Annotated in this window: 15 protein-coding genes; 7 read left to right on the plus strand and 8 right to left on the minus strand. The window is 62.3% G+C overall.

From position 1 onward, the window contains the following. The first annotated feature begins 14 nt into the window (after positions 1 to 14). Positions 15 to 842 (plus strand): ion transporter, encoded by an 828-nt coding sequence (locus ACZ5WQ_RS07190; RefSeq protein WP_464383462.1) that lies wholly within the window; start codon positions 15 to 17, stop codon positions 840 to 842. 124 nt (positions 843 to 966) lie between these two features. Beyond that, a complete protein-coding gene (locus ACZ5WQ_RS07195; protein WP_464383463.1) occupies positions 967 to 1605 on the plus strand; it encodes a response regulator in 639 nt (212 codons plus the stop codon). Here the strand turns inward: ACZ5WQ_RS07195 and ACZ5WQ_RS07200 are convergent. Continuing rightward, on the minus strand, positions 1568 to 3418 hold the full coding sequence (locus ACZ5WQ_RS07200; RefSeq protein ID WP_464383464.1) for an ATP-binding response regulator: 1851 nt from the start codon (positions 3416 to 3418) through the stop codon (positions 1568 to 1570). The genes ACZ5WQ_RS07195 and ACZ5WQ_RS07200 overlap by 38 nt on opposite strands. A 155-nt stretch (positions 3419 to 3573) precedes the next feature. On the opposite strand from ACZ5WQ_RS07200, the gene ACZ5WQ_RS07205 reads away from it, so the two are divergent. Together ACZ5WQ_RS07205 and ACZ5WQ_RS07210 are read left to right on the plus strand one after the other, a co-directional pair. After that, positions 3574 to 4125: a hypothetical protein gene (locus ACZ5WQ_RS07205; RefSeq protein ID WP_464383465.1), complete on the plus strand. Its 552-nt coding sequence runs from the start codon at positions 3574 to 3576 to the stop codon at positions 4123 to 4125. Positions 4126 to 4251: 126 nt separating this feature from the next. Continuing rightward, positions 4252 to 5286 (plus strand): NADP-dependent oxidoreductase, encoded by a 1035-nt coding sequence (locus tag ACZ5WQ_RS07210; protein ID WP_088273805.1) that lies wholly within the window; start codon positions 4252 to 4254, stop codon positions 5284 to 5286. Positions 5287 to 5304: 18 nt separating this feature from the next. Here the strand turns inward: ACZ5WQ_RS07210 and glpD are convergent, their stop codons facing one another. After that, a complete protein-coding gene (gene glpD, locus ACZ5WQ_RS07215) occupies positions 5305 to 6855 on the minus strand; it encodes a glycerol-3-phosphate dehydrogenase (RefSeq protein ID WP_464383466.1) in 1551 nt (516 codons plus the stop codon). A gap of 175 nt (positions 6856 to 7030) precedes the next feature. Between glpD and ybaK the strand changes: the two genes are divergently transcribed. Together ybaK and glpK are read left to right on the plus strand one after the other, a co-directional pair. Then, positions 7031 to 7501, plus strand: coding sequence for a Cys-tRNA(Pro) deacylase (gene ybaK, locus ACZ5WQ_RS07220; protein WP_464383467.1), 471 nt, complete (start codon positions 7031 to 7033; stop codon positions 7499 to 7501). Positions 7502 to 7536: 35 nt separating this feature from the next. Beyond that, positions 7537 to 9018, plus strand: a complete 1482-nt coding sequence (gene glpK / locus ACZ5WQ_RS07225) for a glycerol kinase GlpK (RefSeq protein WP_464383468.1) — start codon at positions 7537 to 7539, stop codon at positions 9016 to 9018. Between the two features lie 129 nt (positions 9019 to 9147). On the opposite strand, the gene efeO is transcribed toward glpK, so the two are convergent. Genes efeO through efeU form a run of 4 tightly spaced genes read right to left on the minus strand, consistent with a single transcriptional unit; the run spans position 9148 to position 13360 of the window. Further along, positions 9148 to 9981: an iron uptake system protein EfeO gene (gene efeO / locus ACZ5WQ_RS07230; protein WP_464383469.1), complete on the minus strand. Its 834-nt coding sequence runs from the start codon at positions 9979 to 9981 to the stop codon at positions 9148 to 9150. A 33-nt stretch (positions 9982 to 10014) separates the two neighbouring features. After that, entirely contained in the window at positions 10015 to 11331 is a 1317-nt protein-coding gene (efeB, locus tag ACZ5WQ_RS07235) for an iron uptake transporter deferrochelatase/peroxidase subunit (protein ID WP_464383470.1), read from the minus strand. Positions 11332 to 11352: 21 nt separating this feature from the next. Next, complete coding sequence (locus ACZ5WQ_RS07240) at positions 11353 to 12480, minus strand: cupredoxin domain-containing protein (RefSeq protein WP_464383471.1); 1128 nt, start codon at positions 12478 to 12480, stop codon at positions 11353 to 11355. Between the two features lie 37 nt (positions 12481 to 12517). Next, positions 12518 to 13360, minus strand: a complete 843-nt coding sequence (gene efeU, locus ACZ5WQ_RS07245; protein WP_464383472.1) for an iron uptake transporter permease EfeU — start codon at positions 13358 to 13360, stop codon at positions 12518 to 12520. A gap of 361 nt (positions 13361 to 13721) precedes the next feature. Here efeU and ACZ5WQ_RS07250 point away from each other — a divergent pair, with 361 nt between their 5' ends. Then, the gene (locus ACZ5WQ_RS07250; protein WP_285676243.1) at positions 13722 to 14744 is read left to right on the plus strand and encodes an IS110 family RNA-guided transposase; all 1023 of its coding nucleotides are present in this window, start codon (positions 13722 to 13724) and stop codon (positions 14742 to 14744) included. Between the two features lie 307 nt (positions 14745 to 15051). On the opposite strand, the gene ACZ5WQ_RS07255 is transcribed toward ACZ5WQ_RS07250, so the two are convergent. Then, positions 15052 to 16260, minus strand: coding sequence for a molybdopterin molybdotransferase MoeA (locus ACZ5WQ_RS07255; protein ID WP_464383473.1), 1209 nt, complete (start codon positions 16258 to 16260; stop codon positions 15052 to 15054). Then, complete coding sequence (gene moaB / locus ACZ5WQ_RS07260) at positions 16257 to 16796, minus strand: molybdenum cofactor biosynthesis protein B (protein WP_228247363.1); 540 nt, start codon at positions 16794 to 16796, stop codon at positions 16257 to 16259. Before moaB ends, ACZ5WQ_RS07255 begins: the two co-directional genes overlap by 4 nt. Positions 16797 to 16824 lie beyond the last annotated feature (28 nt).

The raw sequence follows: 16824 nt of genomic DNA on the forward strand, positions 1-16824 counted from the left end.
TCCCGAAGACCACCATGAACACAACCCTGGAACTCAACGCGCCCTGGCGCGAGCGTCTGGCCGCCTGGCTGGATCGCCCTCGCTTTCAATACCTCATCACCACCCTGATTCTGATCAACGCAGTGATTCTCGGACTGGAAACCGCACCGGCCCTGATGCAACGCTGGGGGCATGTGCTACGCCTGCTCGATCAACTGATCCTAGGCTGCTTCGTGATCGAGATCGGTCTGCGCTTTATCGCCCACGGCTGGCGACTGTTGCGTGACCCGTGGGGTCTGTTCGACACGCTGGTGATTGCCATTGCACTGGTACCGGCAAGCGGCCCGCTGGCCGTTCTGCGCGCCCTTCGGGTACTGCGGGTGCTGCGCCTGATTTCCATCGTCCCCAGCATGAAGATCGTAGTGCAGTCGCTGCTGTCTTCCCTGCCGGGCATGGGCAGCATCGTTGCGCTGCTGGGCCTGATCTTCTATGTCGCGGCCGTGATCGCGACTCAGCTGTTCGGCAGCCACTTTCCAGAGTGGTTCGGCACGCTGGGCGCCAGCCTGTATACCCTGTTCCAGGTGATGACACTGGAGAGCTGGTCGATGGGCATAGTTCGACCGGTGATGGAGGAGTTTCCCTACGCCTGGCTGTATTTTGTGCCATTCATTCTGATCGCTACCTTCATGATGCTGAACCTGTTTATTGCGGTCATTGTGGATGCCATCCAGCATCAGCGGGAAGCCAACAGCAGCGCCGAGCCAGAGGTCGAACACCCCTCGACACAGGCGCTGATGAGCGAACTGCAAGCCCTGCGCAGCGAGCTTCAGGAACTGCGCAAACAGCTGCCACCGCGCGACTGAGATCCCACCCCGATATGATCGGGGTGGTGCTCACTGCGGGCTTTGCATATCATCAGGCGGCAAACAATAACAAACGCCGCGACGCCTGCTTGGTGATCTGCGGCACCTGAGTCGAGGACGTGCCATGAGCAGCCTGCCACCGGACACCCGGTTATTGCTGATTGATGACCATCAGATCTACCTGGATGGCCTGAGCCTAACGCTCGGCTCGCTGTGTGAGGGAGTCAGGCTTGATCACGCCCGCAATGCTGCCGAAGCCCTGCAACTGGTCAGGGAATACCCCTATGACCTGATCCTGCTCGATCTGCAACTGCCGGACAGCAGCGGCCTGTCGCTGATGCAGAAGTTGCGGGCCGCGGACGCCATGGTGCCTATCGCCATCCTCAGCGCCAGCAACAGCCCCAGCGATCTGGAGACTGCCCTGCAGCTGGGCGCGGCCGGCTTCATCAGCAAGACAACCGACGGCAAGACCCTGCTGGACGCTGTAACCCAACTGTTGTACGGCGCCCAGGTGGTGATCGGCGACACCGCACTGAAGATTGACCGCCAGACCAGTGCCCGAGAAGTCGGCATTACGCCACGCCAGCTTGAGATACTGGACCTGCTCGCCGAGGGGCTGCCGAACAAGGTGATATGCCAGCGCCTTTCACTGTCGGAAGATACCGTCAAAACCCACCTCAAGGCGCTGTTCTCCTCACTGGACTGCCACAACCGAACCGAGTGTGTCACTCAGGCTCGCAAGCTCGGCCTGGTGAGTTTCTAGCACCGGAACGGGCATCCGCAGCGGACCGGCCAGCATGCTCCAGCATCTCGTGAACCAGCCGGCGCAGGCGCGCCGGCAGCACCGGCTTGTTGAGCAAATGCAGGTCGGCCAGGCGCGCTGACTCCACCAGATCATCCGACGTATCGGCCGTTACCAGCGCTGCCGGACCGCCAAAGATGCCCCGTTCACGCAGCTGCCGGATCAACTCAAGACCATTCAGCTCGCCTTCGAGTCGATAGTCACTGAGCACCACGTCCACACCTGCTGTACCGAGTTCGGCCAGCGCCTCATCGGCGCTGGAAAACGCCCAGACCACACAGCCCCAGCTCGACAGCAGCGACTGCATCGCCTCCCGGCTGACCCGGTCATTCTCAATCAGTGCCACCTGCCCATGCAGATTGGGCACAACAGCCTGCATGGGCTCCTCGGGCTGAGCCTGCCACTCGCCGACGGGCACCTCGACCCAGAAGCAGGCACCCTCCCCTGGGCGCGAATTCACCCCGGAGGGGTACTGCAGCAGGTGCAATATCTGACGACAGATACTGAGCCCAAGGCCAACGCCCTTGTCGAGCGTTCGAGCCGGGTTGCGCAACTGGGTGAACTCCTCGAAGATCCGCTCCTGGTCGGCCTCCTCCAGGCCGCAGCCGTTATCGATTACCGCGATCCGCAGATGATCCTCATTGCGGCTCACCTCAACGCGTACCACTGTGGCATCGGCATGCAGCAGCGCATTGTTCAGATAGTTGCGCAGCAGCCGCTCAAGCAGCAACGTGTCACTGCGCACCGCGAGATAAGGTGCACAGTGCAACTCGAGTTGAATTCCCCGCCGCAGGGCAACACTGTCAAGACTGGCAATCAGCCGCTGCAGCCAGGGCGCCAGATTGAAGGAGCGTATCTGAGGGCGAACCATACCGACACTCAGCCGCGAGATGTCCAGCAGCGAGTTGAGCATGGCCTGCAGCAACTGGGTCGAGTCGCTCAGGCGCCCGACAGTGCGCTGTGCCTCGCCATTAAGCGGCTGCTCCTGCAAATGCTGAATGAACAGAAGCATGGCATGCAGCGGCTGACGCAGGTCATGGCTGGCGGTCGCCAGAAAGTGCGTTTTGCTCTGACTCTCGCGTTCGGCGCGGCGTCGGGCGGCTTCCAGCAACTGCTCGTTGAGATAGGCGCGACGCTGCATATACTCGTAAAGATAGGTGCCGAGCGAGCCCATGACCGCGAAATTGGACAGGAAAATGCCATCGGAAATCAGCATCCTTGCCGGCGCACTCATCATCATCTCGGCAAACAGATAACTCAGCACGATAGTCCAGGAACCCAGCACGGCATGCCGCATCGGCAGGGCCAGCAGAAACATCCCGGACAGCAGAACCAGATACAGGCCGTCGTGGGTGACCCGAATGGAAACCTCAGCGGCACGGGCCATGGTAATCACCATGGCCACCATGATACCGACACAGATGTACCCCACCGTCGCCATCGCAAAGGCATAGCGAGGAGGCACCCTTCCGGGTCGGTTGGAATACCAGATGGCAAAACAGATCACGCCCAGGCCAACAGCGCGAATACTCAGCGTGTACGTTGCAAGCTCCGGGGGCAGATAGACGTAATCCAGCCACATGAAAAGCAACATGAACACGATGGACGAGGTCGCCACGACCACGACCCGACTCGCCATCTTGGCATGCAGATAATGCTGAAATGCGTCTTCAATCGTCTTGCTGAAGCGCAGCCGCCTCAAGCCCCGCTGCTCGGCCAGAAAGGCCGGCTCATCAATCGGAGCAGAACTGCTCCGGGAGGTCGATTCCTGCATGGTTCAAAGCCCATTGTTGTTATGAATACAGCCGTTATGACGACCCGTTATATGCGACGAGCCGCAGCATTCAAAATAATTTAAAAACAACGTATTACCGGAAAAAACTGCCGCTATGCTTTAAAACATGACGGTAACCTACAGGACGTAAACCGATGTCCGCCATTGCAGCACCGCATACACATGAGCAGCCCGCACAGGGTGCAGCCTTCAACCTCTTTCAACTCGGTGATACGGCCACTCTGCAGCAAAACATCCTGCGGCCAACCCTCGACTACCTCGGCATCAGCTGCCAGCACACCGGCCAGCTGCTGCTGGGCACCCTGCTCTGCACTGCTCGCCTGCCCGAGGCCAAGCGCGTCGAGCTGGCTATCGGCCCCTATGGTATCAGCCCCCGACTGCACACCCGCCTGTGGGACGAGTATCTGGCCCGGCAACCCGATCTGGCCAGCCGCATCAGAGGCCTCGCCAGCCAGCACTGCTTTCTGCGCGACCCGCATGCGGAGCTCGGCTACAACCTGGCTTACGCCACCGCGATAGCATGGCTGGTGTACCAGCATCAGCAGCTGCGACTGCCCGAGCGCTGCGACCCCGCTAGCCTAGCGCGAATCTGGGAGACCTCCTACCCCCATCGGGGTGGGCAGGCGAGCGACTTCCTGCAGGCCTGGCGGCAGGCATTTCGACAGCGTTGCAAAGCGCGAAATTGAGCCATCTATAGCGCACTATCAACCAGGCCGGGGTCAGCTTGACCGCGGCCTGTACACAGGGGCATCGTGCCGGACACGGTCGTCTGCGGACGACACCGGCATCCACCTGGTCAAAGGAAAACAACAATGCCCCAGACAGCAAACGTCAATCGCCAGATCCTTCTTGCCTCCCGCCCAGTCGGCGCACCAACGGCGGCCAACTTCCAGATGGTTGAATCCCCAGTGCCCACGCCTGGCCCGGGGCAGATGCTACTGCGCAACCGCTGGATGTCGCTTGACCCCTACATGCGCGGGCGCATGAGCGACGCCAAGTCCTACGCCGACCCGGTGCCGGTTGGCGGCGTGATGACCTGCGGCACGGTCAGCGAGGTCATCGCCTCGGAACTCGACGGTTATAAGGTCGGCGATCTGGTGATGTGCTTTGCCTCCGGCTGGCAGGACTACACCCTGTCCGACGGCAGCATGGTGTTCCGCCTTGATCCGAACATGGCTGAACCGTCGCTGGCACTCGGCGTGCTGGGCATGCCCGGTTTTACCGGCTATATGGGCCTGACCGACATCGGCCAGCCCAAGCCGGGTGAAACCGTCGTAGTTGGCGCGGCCACCGGCCCGGTCGGCACCGTGGTCGGCCAGGTTGCCAAGCTGATGGGCTGCCGTGCAGTGGGCGTAGCCGGTGGCGCGGAGAAGTGTGACTACGCAGTGAAGGAACTGGGCTTTGACGCCTGCATCGACCACAAGGACCCGGCGCTGGCCGAGAAGCTGGCGGCCGCCTGCCCGGATGGTATCGATGTGTACTTCGAGAACGTTGGAGGCAAGGTGTTTGACGCCGTCATGCCGCTGCTCAACGCCCACGCGCGCATCCCGCTGTGCGGTCTGATTGCCCAGTACAACATGACCTCGCTGCCGGACGGCCCGGACCGCATGCCGCAACTGATGCGCCTGATGCTGAGCCAGCGTATCCGCATGCAGGGTTTCATCATTTTCGACAACTACGGCCATTGCTACCCGGACTTCCTCAAGGCGATGACGCCCTGGGTGGCCGAAGGCAAGGTGCGGGTCAAGGAAGATCGCGTAGACGGTCTGGAGAACGCGCCGGAGGCCTTCATGGGCCTGCTCGAAGGCAAGAATTTCGGCAAGCTGGTGGTCAAGATCGCCGACTGATCAGCCCCTCTGCCCGTCTCAGGACGGGCAGACTTCCCGTTCGGCCGTGTTGAGTTCCTCTAGATAAGCGGCCAGTCGTGCCTGCTGGTCCGCACTGAGGTGCAAGCCCAGTTTGCTGCGCCGCCAGAGCAGCGTTTCGGCATCCCGCGCCCACTCGTGTTCACGCAGGTATTTCACCTCGCGCTCGGTCAACCCGGCCCCAAAGTCCTCGCCCATGTCCGGCGTACAGCGCATGCCACGCAGGAACACCCGGCACAGGGTGCCGTAACTGCGCACGTAACGCGCAATCTGCTCCTCCGCCAGCCAGCGAAACTCGGCACGCAACTGCGCATGCAGGCTGGCCTGCGACTCGAAGTCACCACCAATCAGCGCATGCTCGGCTGTCCAGGCCTGGCCTGCCTCCGGAAACCAGCGGGCCAGCTGATCCATTGCATTCTCGGCCAACCGCCGATAGGTCGTCAGCTTGCCACCAAAAACAGCGAGCAGCGGCGCCTGGCCGATCTCGCCGTCCAATGTCAGGCTGTAGTCGCGACTGACTTCCGAGGGTTTCGCGGTGTCGGTGCTGATCAGCGGCCGGACCCCGGCAAAGCTATGCACCACATCCCCGGCACGCAACTGACGCTTGAAGTGGGCATTGACCACGCTGATCAGGTAGTCGACCTCAGACGCATCCGGCTCGACCACCGATGGATCACCCTGAAAGTCGACGTCGGTGGTGCCGATTAGCGAAAACTGCCCTTCGTAGGGCAGCACAAACACGATGCGCTTGTCTTCGTTCTGCAGGATGTAGGCTTCCTTGCCGCGGTGAATCTGCGGCACTACGATATGGCTGCCCTTGACCAGCCGCACGCCGTGCGGCGAACGCTGGTCAACCACCCGCTCCATGACCCGCGCCGCCCAGGGCCCGGAGGCATTGACCAGCGCCCGTGCGGTCACCCGTTCAAGCTTTCCGTCAGGGCCCAGCAGGTCGATTTCCCAGAGATCGTTACGACGCCTCGCCGACTCGCAGCGGGTATGCAGGCGAATGTCAGCGCCCAGGCTGGCCGCCTGCACCGCATTCAACGCAACCAGGCGCGAATCATCTGCCCAGCAGTCGGAATATTCGAACGCGTGACTGATCACCGGATTGAGAATGCCCTGCCCGTTCAGCTCCAGCGCTTTGGAGCGCGGCAGAGTGATCCCCCGGTGCAGATGGTCGTAGAGAAACAACCCCGCACGCAGCATCCAGCGCGGACGCAAATGGGGTCGGTGCGGCAGCACAAAGCGCAGCGGCCAGATCAGGTGCGGCGCCTTGGCCATCAGCACCTCGCGCTCGCCCAGCGCCTCGCGCACCAAACGAAAATCGAACTGTTCGAGGTAGCGCAGCCCCCCGTGCACCAGCTTGCTGCTGGCCGACGAAGTATGGGCGGCAAGGTCGTGCTGCTCGCACAACAGCACCGAAAGCCCCCTGCCTGCCGCATCCACCGCGATGCCACTGCCATTGATACCACCACCAATGACGACCAGATCCACTAGTTTGGAGGATCTTGTTTGCGCAGCTTGGCGCTCATCCGGATGAGGTGGCAGCATGGGGGCTCCTTTGTTATTCGTTTTTAACCGCACGCAGCAGTGTGCAACGAGGACTGTGTCAGCGACAAGACACCCGCTGTGACGGTGCACTCAGTATGCACCCGCCCCTTGGCCGTTTCCCGCGCGCGGTTTACCCTTGGGAAGCACTGTTTTCTCAAAGTACCGCGGACGCGACATGACTCCTGCCACCAAACTGCTCGACCAGGCCAAGGTTGCCTATCAGTTACATCGCTACACCCACGATCCTCAGGCAGAGTCTTACGGCACCGAAGCCGCCGACAAGCTAGGGCTGGAGCACGGGCGCGTATTCAAGACCCTGCTGGCCGCCACCGAAACCGGCGAACTGCTGGTCGCCGTAGTGCCGGTCTCCGACAAACTGAACCTCAAGGCGCTCGCCACTGCCGCCGGGGCCAAGAAAACCGCGATGGCGGATCCCGCCGCCGCCCAGCGCAGCACCGGCTATCTGGTCGGCGGCATCAGTCCGCTCGGGCAGAAAAAACGCCTGCGCACCTTTATCGACGCCAGCGCTGCCAACTGGCCCAGCATGTACATCAGTGGCGGCCGCCGTGGGCTCGAAATCGAACTTGCGGCAGCCGATTTGCAACAACAGACCAGCGCCCTGCTCTGCGAGCTGTGCCGCGACTGACCACTTCCAGACAAAACCAATAACAGGACACCTCCATGGCCAAGCCGATCCTCGCCATCGACCAGGGCACCACCAGCAGCCGCGCCATTTTGTTCAGCGCAAGCGGCCGCCCAGAGCACGTTGCCCAGCAGGAATTCGCCCAGCACTTTCCGAACGACGGCTGGGTGGAACACGATGGCGAAGAGATCTGGAGTTCAACGCTCGCGGTCTGCCGCGAGGTGCTGGAAAAAGCCGGCATCAGCGCCAGCGAGGTAGCCGGGATCGGCATCACCAACCAGCGCGAAACCACCCTGGTGTGGGACGCCACCAGCGGCGAGCTGCTCTATCGCGCCATTGTCTGGCAGGATCGCCGCACCGCCAGCTACTGTGCCGAACTCAAGGCCGCCGGCCATGAGGCGATGATCAGCGAGCGCACCGGATTGCTGATCGACCCCTACTTCTCCGCAACCAAGCTGCGCTGGATTCTGGACAATGTGCCGGGCGCACGCGCGCGCGCCGAGCGCAATGAGCTGCGTTTCGGCACCGTAGACTGCTTCCTGCTCTGGCGTCTGACCGGCGGCAAGGTCCACCGCACCGACGCCACCAACGCCTCGCGCACCATGCTGTTCAATATCCATACCCAGCAATGGGATGACGACCTGCTGCAATTGCTCGATATTCCGGCCAGCCTGCTGCCCGAGGTGATGGACAGCGCCGCCGACTTTGGCCAGACCGCGCCCGAGGTGCTCGGTGCCAGCATCCCGGTCTGCGGTATCGCCGGCGATCAGCAGGCTGCGCTGATCGGTCAGGCCTGCTTCGAGCCGGGCATGGTCAAGAGCACCTACGGCACCGGCTGCTTTATGGTGATGAACACCGGCAGCACGCCGATCCGCTCGCAGAATCGCCTGCTGACGACAGTCGGTTATCGTCTGAACGGTCAGACCAGTTACGCGCTGGAGGGCAGTATTTTCGTCGCCGGCGCCGCCATCCAGTGGCTACGCGACGGTCTCAAGCTGATCCAGCACGCGGGCGAAACCGAAGCCCTCGCCCGCCAGGCTGGTGAGCACACCGGTGTCTATCTGGTGCCCGCCTTTACCGGCCTGGGCGCGCCCTACTGGGACCCGACCGCACGCGGCGCGATCTTCGGCCTGACTCGCGATACCGGCATCGCCCAGATCGTCGCGGCTGGCCTGCAATCGGTCTGTTTCCAGACCCGCGACCTGCTCGAAGCCATGCAGGCCGATGGCGCACAGAGCACAGCCGCCCTGCGTGTGGACGGCGGCATGGTGATCAACAACTGGGTGGTACAGGAGCTGGCCAATATCCTGGGCGTCACCGTCGACCGCCCGCAGTTCACCGAAACCACGGCGCTCGGTGCGGCCTATCTGGCCGGCCTGCAGCTCGGCATATTCAAAGACCTCGACGATATCGCCAGCCACTGGGCCTGCGAGCGCACCTTCGCGCCCGAGATGGCGGAAACCCAGCGCGATCCCTTGTATGAAGGCTGGCTGGATGCGATTCGGCGGGTGCGGGAGTAATAACGCCGCATACCACGCCCCCCGCAACGATCGGCGCAAGGTACATCCGCTCGGGCACAGCATGCTGTGCCCCTGCGCAAGGATCTGCGTGGCACACACCGTTGGGGCGCGGCACGCCGTGCCCGGGGGTTAGTTCAGCCCCAATAACCCGCGCAGGGTCGACAGCTCTTCCGCCAGTACCGTGACCGGCCCAACCAGCGTACGGCGGTCACGCTCGCTGACCTTGTCGTAGGACTCGAAGCCGCTGCTGGCATCGCCTTCAGTCAGGTAGTAATGCGCCAGGGTGTGTTCGATGGCGGTGAAGTTTTCTTCGATACGCGCAACGAACGCCGGATCTTCCTGCGCTGCCAGCGGCTTGACCAGCTCGAAGATTTTCTTCGAGCCATCCAGGTTGCCATGGAAGTCCCACAGGTCGGTGTGACTGTAGCGATCCTCTTCACCGGAGACCTTGGTCGCGGCGACCTCTTCCATCAACGCGGCAGCGCCACCCACCACTTTCTCCGGCGGGAAGGTCAGGTCCTGCACACTCTGCTCCAGAGTCTCGACATCACTCATCAGGCGCTCGGCATAGTCGCCCAGGCCAGTGGTACTGTGCTCGTGAAACAGGCCATACTCCAGGCGGTGAAAACCGGTGAAGGTCGGGTCCTGCACGCCATGCTCGTAGTCGTCTTCACGGGCGTCGATGCTGGCATCCAGATCGGCAAACAGTTCGGCAATGGGTTCGATGCGCTCGTAGTAAACGTGGGTCGGTGCGTACAGCTGCTGGGCACGCTGCAGGTCGCCGGCCTTGATGGCATCGGTGAACTCACGGGTGTGGCTGCTGAACTGCTCCAGGTTGTCGAGCACATAAAGCTTGTAGTCGGTAATCGGATTGACCAGATCCTGCGGTGCCACAGCGGCCTGTGCCTGCATGGCAACCAGCCCGAAGGCAGCGGCGGTAATGACGGTGCGAAGGTTAGACATTGTCCTGCTCCTGAATAGACGTATTAAGGCCAATCACGAATGGCGCCGGCTGGCAGCCAGCATGCTGCTGCCGAGGTAGTCCCCGGCTTGTGCGCCCGGCAGCGTGAAGAAGTAGCCGCCGCCTACGGGCTTGATGTATTCCTCCAGCGGTTCACCGTCCAGGCGCTTCTGAACGGTAATAAAACCGGCCTCCAGGTCCGCCTGATAGGCGATGAACAGCAAGCCCATATCCAGTTGACCGTTGGCTTCGACGCCGTTGGAGTAGTTGAACGGACGGCGCAGAATCAGGTTGTGCTCGCTGCCATGGGTGCGCGGGTTGGCCAGCCGGATATGCGAGTCCAGCGGCGTCACCTTGCCGTCGGGGTCGTTGTCGTAGCCCGGCAGATCATGCTCGATGCCGCCGTGCATGGGCGCGCCGCTGTCGCGACGACGGCCAAAGATGGCTTCCTGCTCCTGCAGCGGTGTGCGGTCCCAGCGTTCGACAAAGTTGCGGATGATGCGCACGGCCTGATAGCTGCCGTTGCGTGCCCATTCGGGCTCCTGGTTACTGGCATCGACCCACACCACGTTCTGCATCAGGCCGCTGTTGTCTGCCGGCGGGTTGGCGGTGCCATCGCGGAAACCAAGGTAGTTGCGCGCACTCTCGGTCGAGCCATCGGAGCGCGGCGCCATGACCGGCACCGTGCCTTCCTGTTTCCAGCGCAGCATCAGCATGCCGGGGGTGTTCTTGATGATGTCACGCAGGGCGTGAATGGTGGTGCCCTCGGTGTTGGCACAGAACTGCAGGGAAATATCACCGTGGCAGCGATCGGCATCCAGCGCATCGTTGGAGAACGCGACCATGCGCTGCAGGTGACGGGGTTTGACCGCGCCCAGCCCGAAGCGGTCATCAAACAGCGAGGCACCGACCGACAGCGTAATGGTCAGCCCGTCAGGGTCGATGTTGGGGCCGAGGATGCCGGAATCCGCCGGTGGGTAGCGTGGGTCACGCTGCTCATAGGTGCCGCCCTGAGTCAGAAAAGCCATGCGCTCGGTCAGCGTGCGCAGCAAGCGCTCCAGACCTTGGCGATCAGCCACCAGCACATCAAAGCTGGCCAACATGCCAACCGCCGGGCGCGGGGTAACAATGCCCTGCTGCTGGACGCCATAAAACGGGTGGGATTGATGGGTAGCCGAGCTGGATGGCGCATCGGTCACCTCTGCGGCGCGCACCTGCTGGTCGGCCAGCGCGCCGCTGCTCAGTGCAGTAGCAGCGGCACCGATACCCGCTGCGCCCAGGCCCTGCAGAAAGCGCCGGCGGTTCATGCCGGAAAACGGACACCCTGAAGAAAGCTCGTCGTGGTCACTCATGGGTACTGTCAATCCTCACACTCAGTAAGCGGCGGCCAGCAGCGCGTTGACGCTGGCCAGTTGATCAGCCAGCTGCTGGCTGGCCAGCAATAGGGTTTGGGTGTCAGCGGCAGGCACCTGCTCCGCCAGCGACGCATTGGCCGCCTGCAGGGCCTCAGACTCCTGCGGGTGCGACTGCCGGAGAACCGGAAGCAGCAGCGATACGACCTTGTCGATACCTGCCTGCAAGCCCTGCAGATCACTGCGCGCCCTGCTGCTGAGCTGATCGTTGTTCTGCTGCTGGTCATGCCAGGCCTGCAATACCCGGCCGGCGCCATTGACCAGTTGGGAGGCCGGTACACCCTGGGCACTCAAACGTGAGCGCAGCGCGCCAACGTCGGCACTCAGCTGCTTGACGACCGGCAGCAATCCGTCGGTGGTCTGCTGTTCAAACAAGCCATAAGCCAGGCGTTCAAAGCCGCGAAAATCGGCATCCAGCTCGCGCTCGGCGAAGTACTCGGCGCGCGTATTCAGCCGTTGATCCAGATCGCTGAACAGACCTACGGCGAGCGCCATGTGCTGATCGATTGCGCGTGCATCCAGCCAGGCTTGCTGCGCCGCGTCCAGGTTGTTATGAGCAATCTGCTGATGCAGGTTGCCGACCGCGCGCGCCAGCGCCCGCCCTTCCAGCGTCAGGTAGACGCGGTACTCAGCCAACGGACCGATCAGTGCGCGTGCGGACAGATCGGCGGCAACGGTCTGCCCGGCCACCGCCGTCACGGTCAGCGTCCCGCGCGGATTACTGAGCAGGCCACAGGTCATCTGGTATTCACCGGGCAGCAACGTGGCTGTCAGTTGCTGATGCAGGCCGGGAGCGATGTTCTCACGCTCCTCCAGTACCATCACGCCATCGAGAATTTCCCACTCGATCGCACGCTCACTCTCGTTGAATACGGTAAAGCGTTGAGCACCGGCAGGCACGGTAAGCGTGTTCGGTGAACAACCACTGGCGTCAATGGTGATCTGGTGAGTATCAGTCGTGTCGGTTGACGACTTCGAACCCAGCGACAAATAGAAAATACCCAGCGCGCCGAGCATCAGCACGGCAGCACCAGCCATGCCAGCCCGCAACGCAAGCGGCGACGGAGCAGAAGCAAAAGGATCAGACATCAGGACACTCGCAGGCAGTGTTGGACAGGTGTAAAACTCAACCACCAACCCGCGCTGCGGCAGGTCTAGCGAGCTGCGCAGTACCGGGTCGGAAGAAGAAAAACAGGGTGATCAGCAGGAAGCCCAGATAAGCGACGACTTCACTGACACTGGGCGCAGGCTGATAGCCGAAAATACCGGCAAACAGGCTGCCCAGCGGAGTGTCCAGCGGCAGCCATTCGCTCAGATCGAAGACATTGCGCTGGCCATAATTCCACAGGCCCGCCTCGTGCAATGCGCGCACCGCACCCGAGAACAACCCAGCAGCCACCAGCAGAATGAACAGGCCGGTTCCGCGGAAAAAGTGCTTCAGATTCAAGCGCAGGCTGCCACGATAGAACGCCCAGCCGGCCAGTACCGAGCACAGGACGCCAAGCAGCGCGCCCAGCGGTGCTCCGGTGCCCCGCCCCTGCTGGAACACCGCCAGCAGAAAGAACACCGACTCCAGCCCCTCGCGAGCGACCGCCAGAAAGACCATGCCGATCAACGCCCAGGTTTGCCCCTGGCCGGCCTGAAACGCCTGGTCCAGCGCGCCGGTCAGCTCAGTACGCAACCCCTGCGACGCGCGCCGCATCCAGAACACCATCCAGGTCAGCACACCAACGGCAATCAAACCGACAGCCGCTTCAAACATCTCCTGCTGACGCTGGGGAAACTCGGCGCTGACCAACTGCAGGGCCGCGCCACCGAGCAACGCCAATGTGACGGCGAGGAAAATACCGGTCCAGATGACCGGCATCCACGCGGCACGGCCGGTCTGACGGAGGTAGCTGGCAATGATGCCGACAATCAGCGCGGCCTCGAGGCCTTCGCGCAGCATGATCAGGAATGGAACAAGCATGACAATCAGTCGCAATTGAGAATGAATTTGAATACGACCAGATCATACATGTAACAAAATATGTAAAAAACCACTTCAGCGTATCCATATCGGAAACGCTGATTTTCATCTGAAGCATCAAGAAATAGCCCGCTATCAGCCGCAGAGGGCCGCCGAACGGGCAACGGCACGGGCCACGCTGGAGTGTGGTCTTTCAGCGCCGGGAAGTTCGGCTCCCGCTCGATAGGCAGACCTGTGCGCCAACCCATGGCCGAGTGGGAACTCGATGAGATGGTCTCCTCCCTCTCCCTTCTACGGCGTCGATGCGCCAGGGGATAGATGCTATGCATCTACTGGAACCGAACGGAGACAGGAGGAGACCATGAACCAATCTATGACAATTGGCATCGACCTGGCAAAGCACATTTTCTTCGTTGCCGCCCTTGATGGCTCGGGCAAACCAGCCCGGCGCAAGAAGCTTCGTCGCCATGAGGTGCTGCCATTTCTGGCCAATCATCCGGGGGCTGTCGTTGGCATGGAGGCTTGCTCCGGCGCGCACCACTGGGCCAGGGAGATACGCGCGTTAGGTCATAGTGTGCAGCTGTTGCCTGCACAGCATGTCAAAGCCTACCTGCGTGGCCAGAAGAACGATTACAACGACGCGCTTGCCATTGCTGAGGCGGTTCAGCATGGCCGTATTCGTTGCGTTGAGATCAAGACGGTCGATCAGCAGTTGGACCAGAGCCTGCATCGTCTGCGCCAAGCGCTGGTGACTGAACAGACGGGGTTGATCAACCGGACTCGATCCCTACTCGCAGAGCACGGCGTGGATCTGCCTGAAGGTAAGCACCGCTTCAGGCAGGCGGTCCTCGCACAGTTGGAAGATGCGCAGAACGGCTTGCCATGGCGCCTGCGGGAACTGCTGGGCCGGCAGTATCAGCTGTTCATCGCGCTGGAGCAGGAACTCGCTTGGTACGAACGCGAAATCAAAACCAAGGCCGCAGAAAACGAAGCCTGCCAGCGCTTGATGAGCGTGCCGGGCTACGGCCCTATCGTCAGCAGCGCCTTCTATGGCTGGCTAGGGAGTGGCCAGCAGTTCCGTTGCGGTCGTGATGTGGCTGCGGCTCTCGGGCTGGTACCCAAGCAGTACAGCACTGGCGGAAAGACTGTGCTCGGCAGTATCAGCAAGCGCGGGGATAGACACCTCAGGGCGCTACTAGTGCATGGGGCCAGAGCCGTTGCCCGTTACGCCAAAGAGCGTGACGACAGACTAAGTCGCTGGGTCTGCAGCCTGATCGAGCGACGAGGTTACAACAAGGCAGTCGTGGCACTGGCCAACAAACTGGCACGCATCGGCTGGGCAGTAGTGGCTCGAGGGCAACCATACCAAGCCGTTCCGGCCTGAAGCGCAGCAGCCACACACTTGATTTAACCAAGAGGTAAGGCACTCCCCCCAGGTTGCGAAGGCAATCAGCAGATGGTGGTAATACAGGTCAAACCGATGTATCGAAAACCTGAGGAGGGTCATGGCCACACAGGCCGCGAGCTCGATAAGGACGATACGTGGCGACTGCTCATCGAGGCCCGCAGCACTGTGCTGCACATTGAGGCCGGATATACGACAGACAACCTGCTCTTGCCATCAAAGCTGATGCCTTGCAATGAGGGGGGAGACCATATACGGCCTTTCCAGGCAGCATCCTGTCTTTCGATCAGCCGAGCAGGCCCGAGAATGGCAGAAACGCGACCAGATCACCGGGGCTGAAGGTGTGCCCGGCTGGCACCCGTAACAGGCCACTGGCGCGACTGGCGCTGCTGAGCACACCGGAGCTTTGATTGCCCGACAGCATTACGCGGCCGTCTTCGACATGCGCACGCAGGTACTCCTCACGACTGCCAGCGCGACTCCAGGCGAACCCGGCAGGCAAGGTATAGGCAGGTGCGGCCACCTCCGCTGCGCCAAGGCGGGTCAACAGATAGGGACGCACCAGCAGCAAAAACGTGACCAGCGTCGCCGCCGGATTCCCGGGCAGACCGAGCACGGGCACACCTGCGTAGTGACCCAGCGTGAACGGCTTGCCCGGCTTGATCGCCAGCTTCCACAGATCGACCTCACCGGCCTCGCGCAACGCCTGACCGAGACAGTCCGCCTCGCCGACCGACACCCCGCCGGAAGTAATAATCACATCAACCTGCCTGGCCAACTGCTGCAGGCGATCACGGGTCGAGGCAAGGTCATCCGGCAGAATACCGGCGTCGACCACAGTCTGCCCCATGCCCTGCAACAAACCGATCAAGGTAAAGCGGTTGCTGTTGTAGATATGTCCGGGGCTCAGCGGCTGCCCCGGCTCGACCAGCTCGTCACCGGTCGATACCACCGCTACCCGCAGCGGCGTGCGGACCCCGACCTGATCAATCCCTACCGAGGCAATTACCCCCAGATCCTGCGGTCTCAGCCGGATTCCGGCAGCCAGCAACGGCTGACCGGCAACGACGTCCTGCGCTTGGCGTCGGACGTTGTCGCCGGCAGCCACCGGCTCCAGCAGGCGCACTCGGCCATCCGTCAGCAGCTCGGTATTCTCCTGCATCTGCACGGCATTGGCGCCAGCAGGCAAGGGTGCACCGGTAAAGATGCGTGCACAGGTGCCAGGTTGCAGCGCCGCCGGAGCAACCCCGGCGGTGATGCGCTGACTGACCGGCAGGCCATCAGCCATCGCCTGCGCCAGATCAGCCTCGGCCAGCGCGTAACCGTCCATCGCACTGTTGTCCCAGGGCGGTACGTCGATGGCAGAACAGACCGGCTCGGCCAGAACCTGGCCGAGCGCATCGGTCAGCGACAACACCCGCACGGGCTGCTGCTGATGGGCGGCCGCGCTGGCGAGCAGCCGCTGCAGGGCCTCGGCAACCGGCATCAGGCTCATGCGCGGCGACCGTCCTGATCCGGATTGCCCAGATGCTGCACGAAGTTGCACGGGCGGGTACGACTGTCCAGCTGGGTTTCGAGAATCCGCGTCCAGGCCGTGCGGCAGGCATTGGACGAGCCCGGCATGCAGACCACCAGCGTGCGGTTGGCCAGCCCGGCCAGCGCGCGGGACTGCAGCGTGGACGTGCCGATGTCTTCATAGGAGACCTGACGGAACAGCTCACCAAAACCATCGACCTGCTTGTCCAGCAGCGGCGCGATCGCCTCCGGGGTGCTGTCGCGGCCGGTAAAGCCGGTGCCACCGGTGATCAGCACGACCTCGACTGCCGGGTCGGCGATCCAGGCCGACACCAGTGCGCGCATCTGGTAACGGTCGTCGGGCAACAGTTGGCGATCGGCCAGACGATGACCAGCGGCGGTCAGACTGTCCGCCAGCAGCTGGCCAGAGGTATCGGTTTCCAGGGTACGGGTGTCGCTGACGGTCAGCACGGCGATGCCTAGGGCGGCGAAGGGAGTATCGGGTGAGCAGCTCATGGATGGATTCCTTGCGTTCGGGTAATGC

The organism is Halopseudomonas sp. T1L2, from assembly GCF_055397385.1.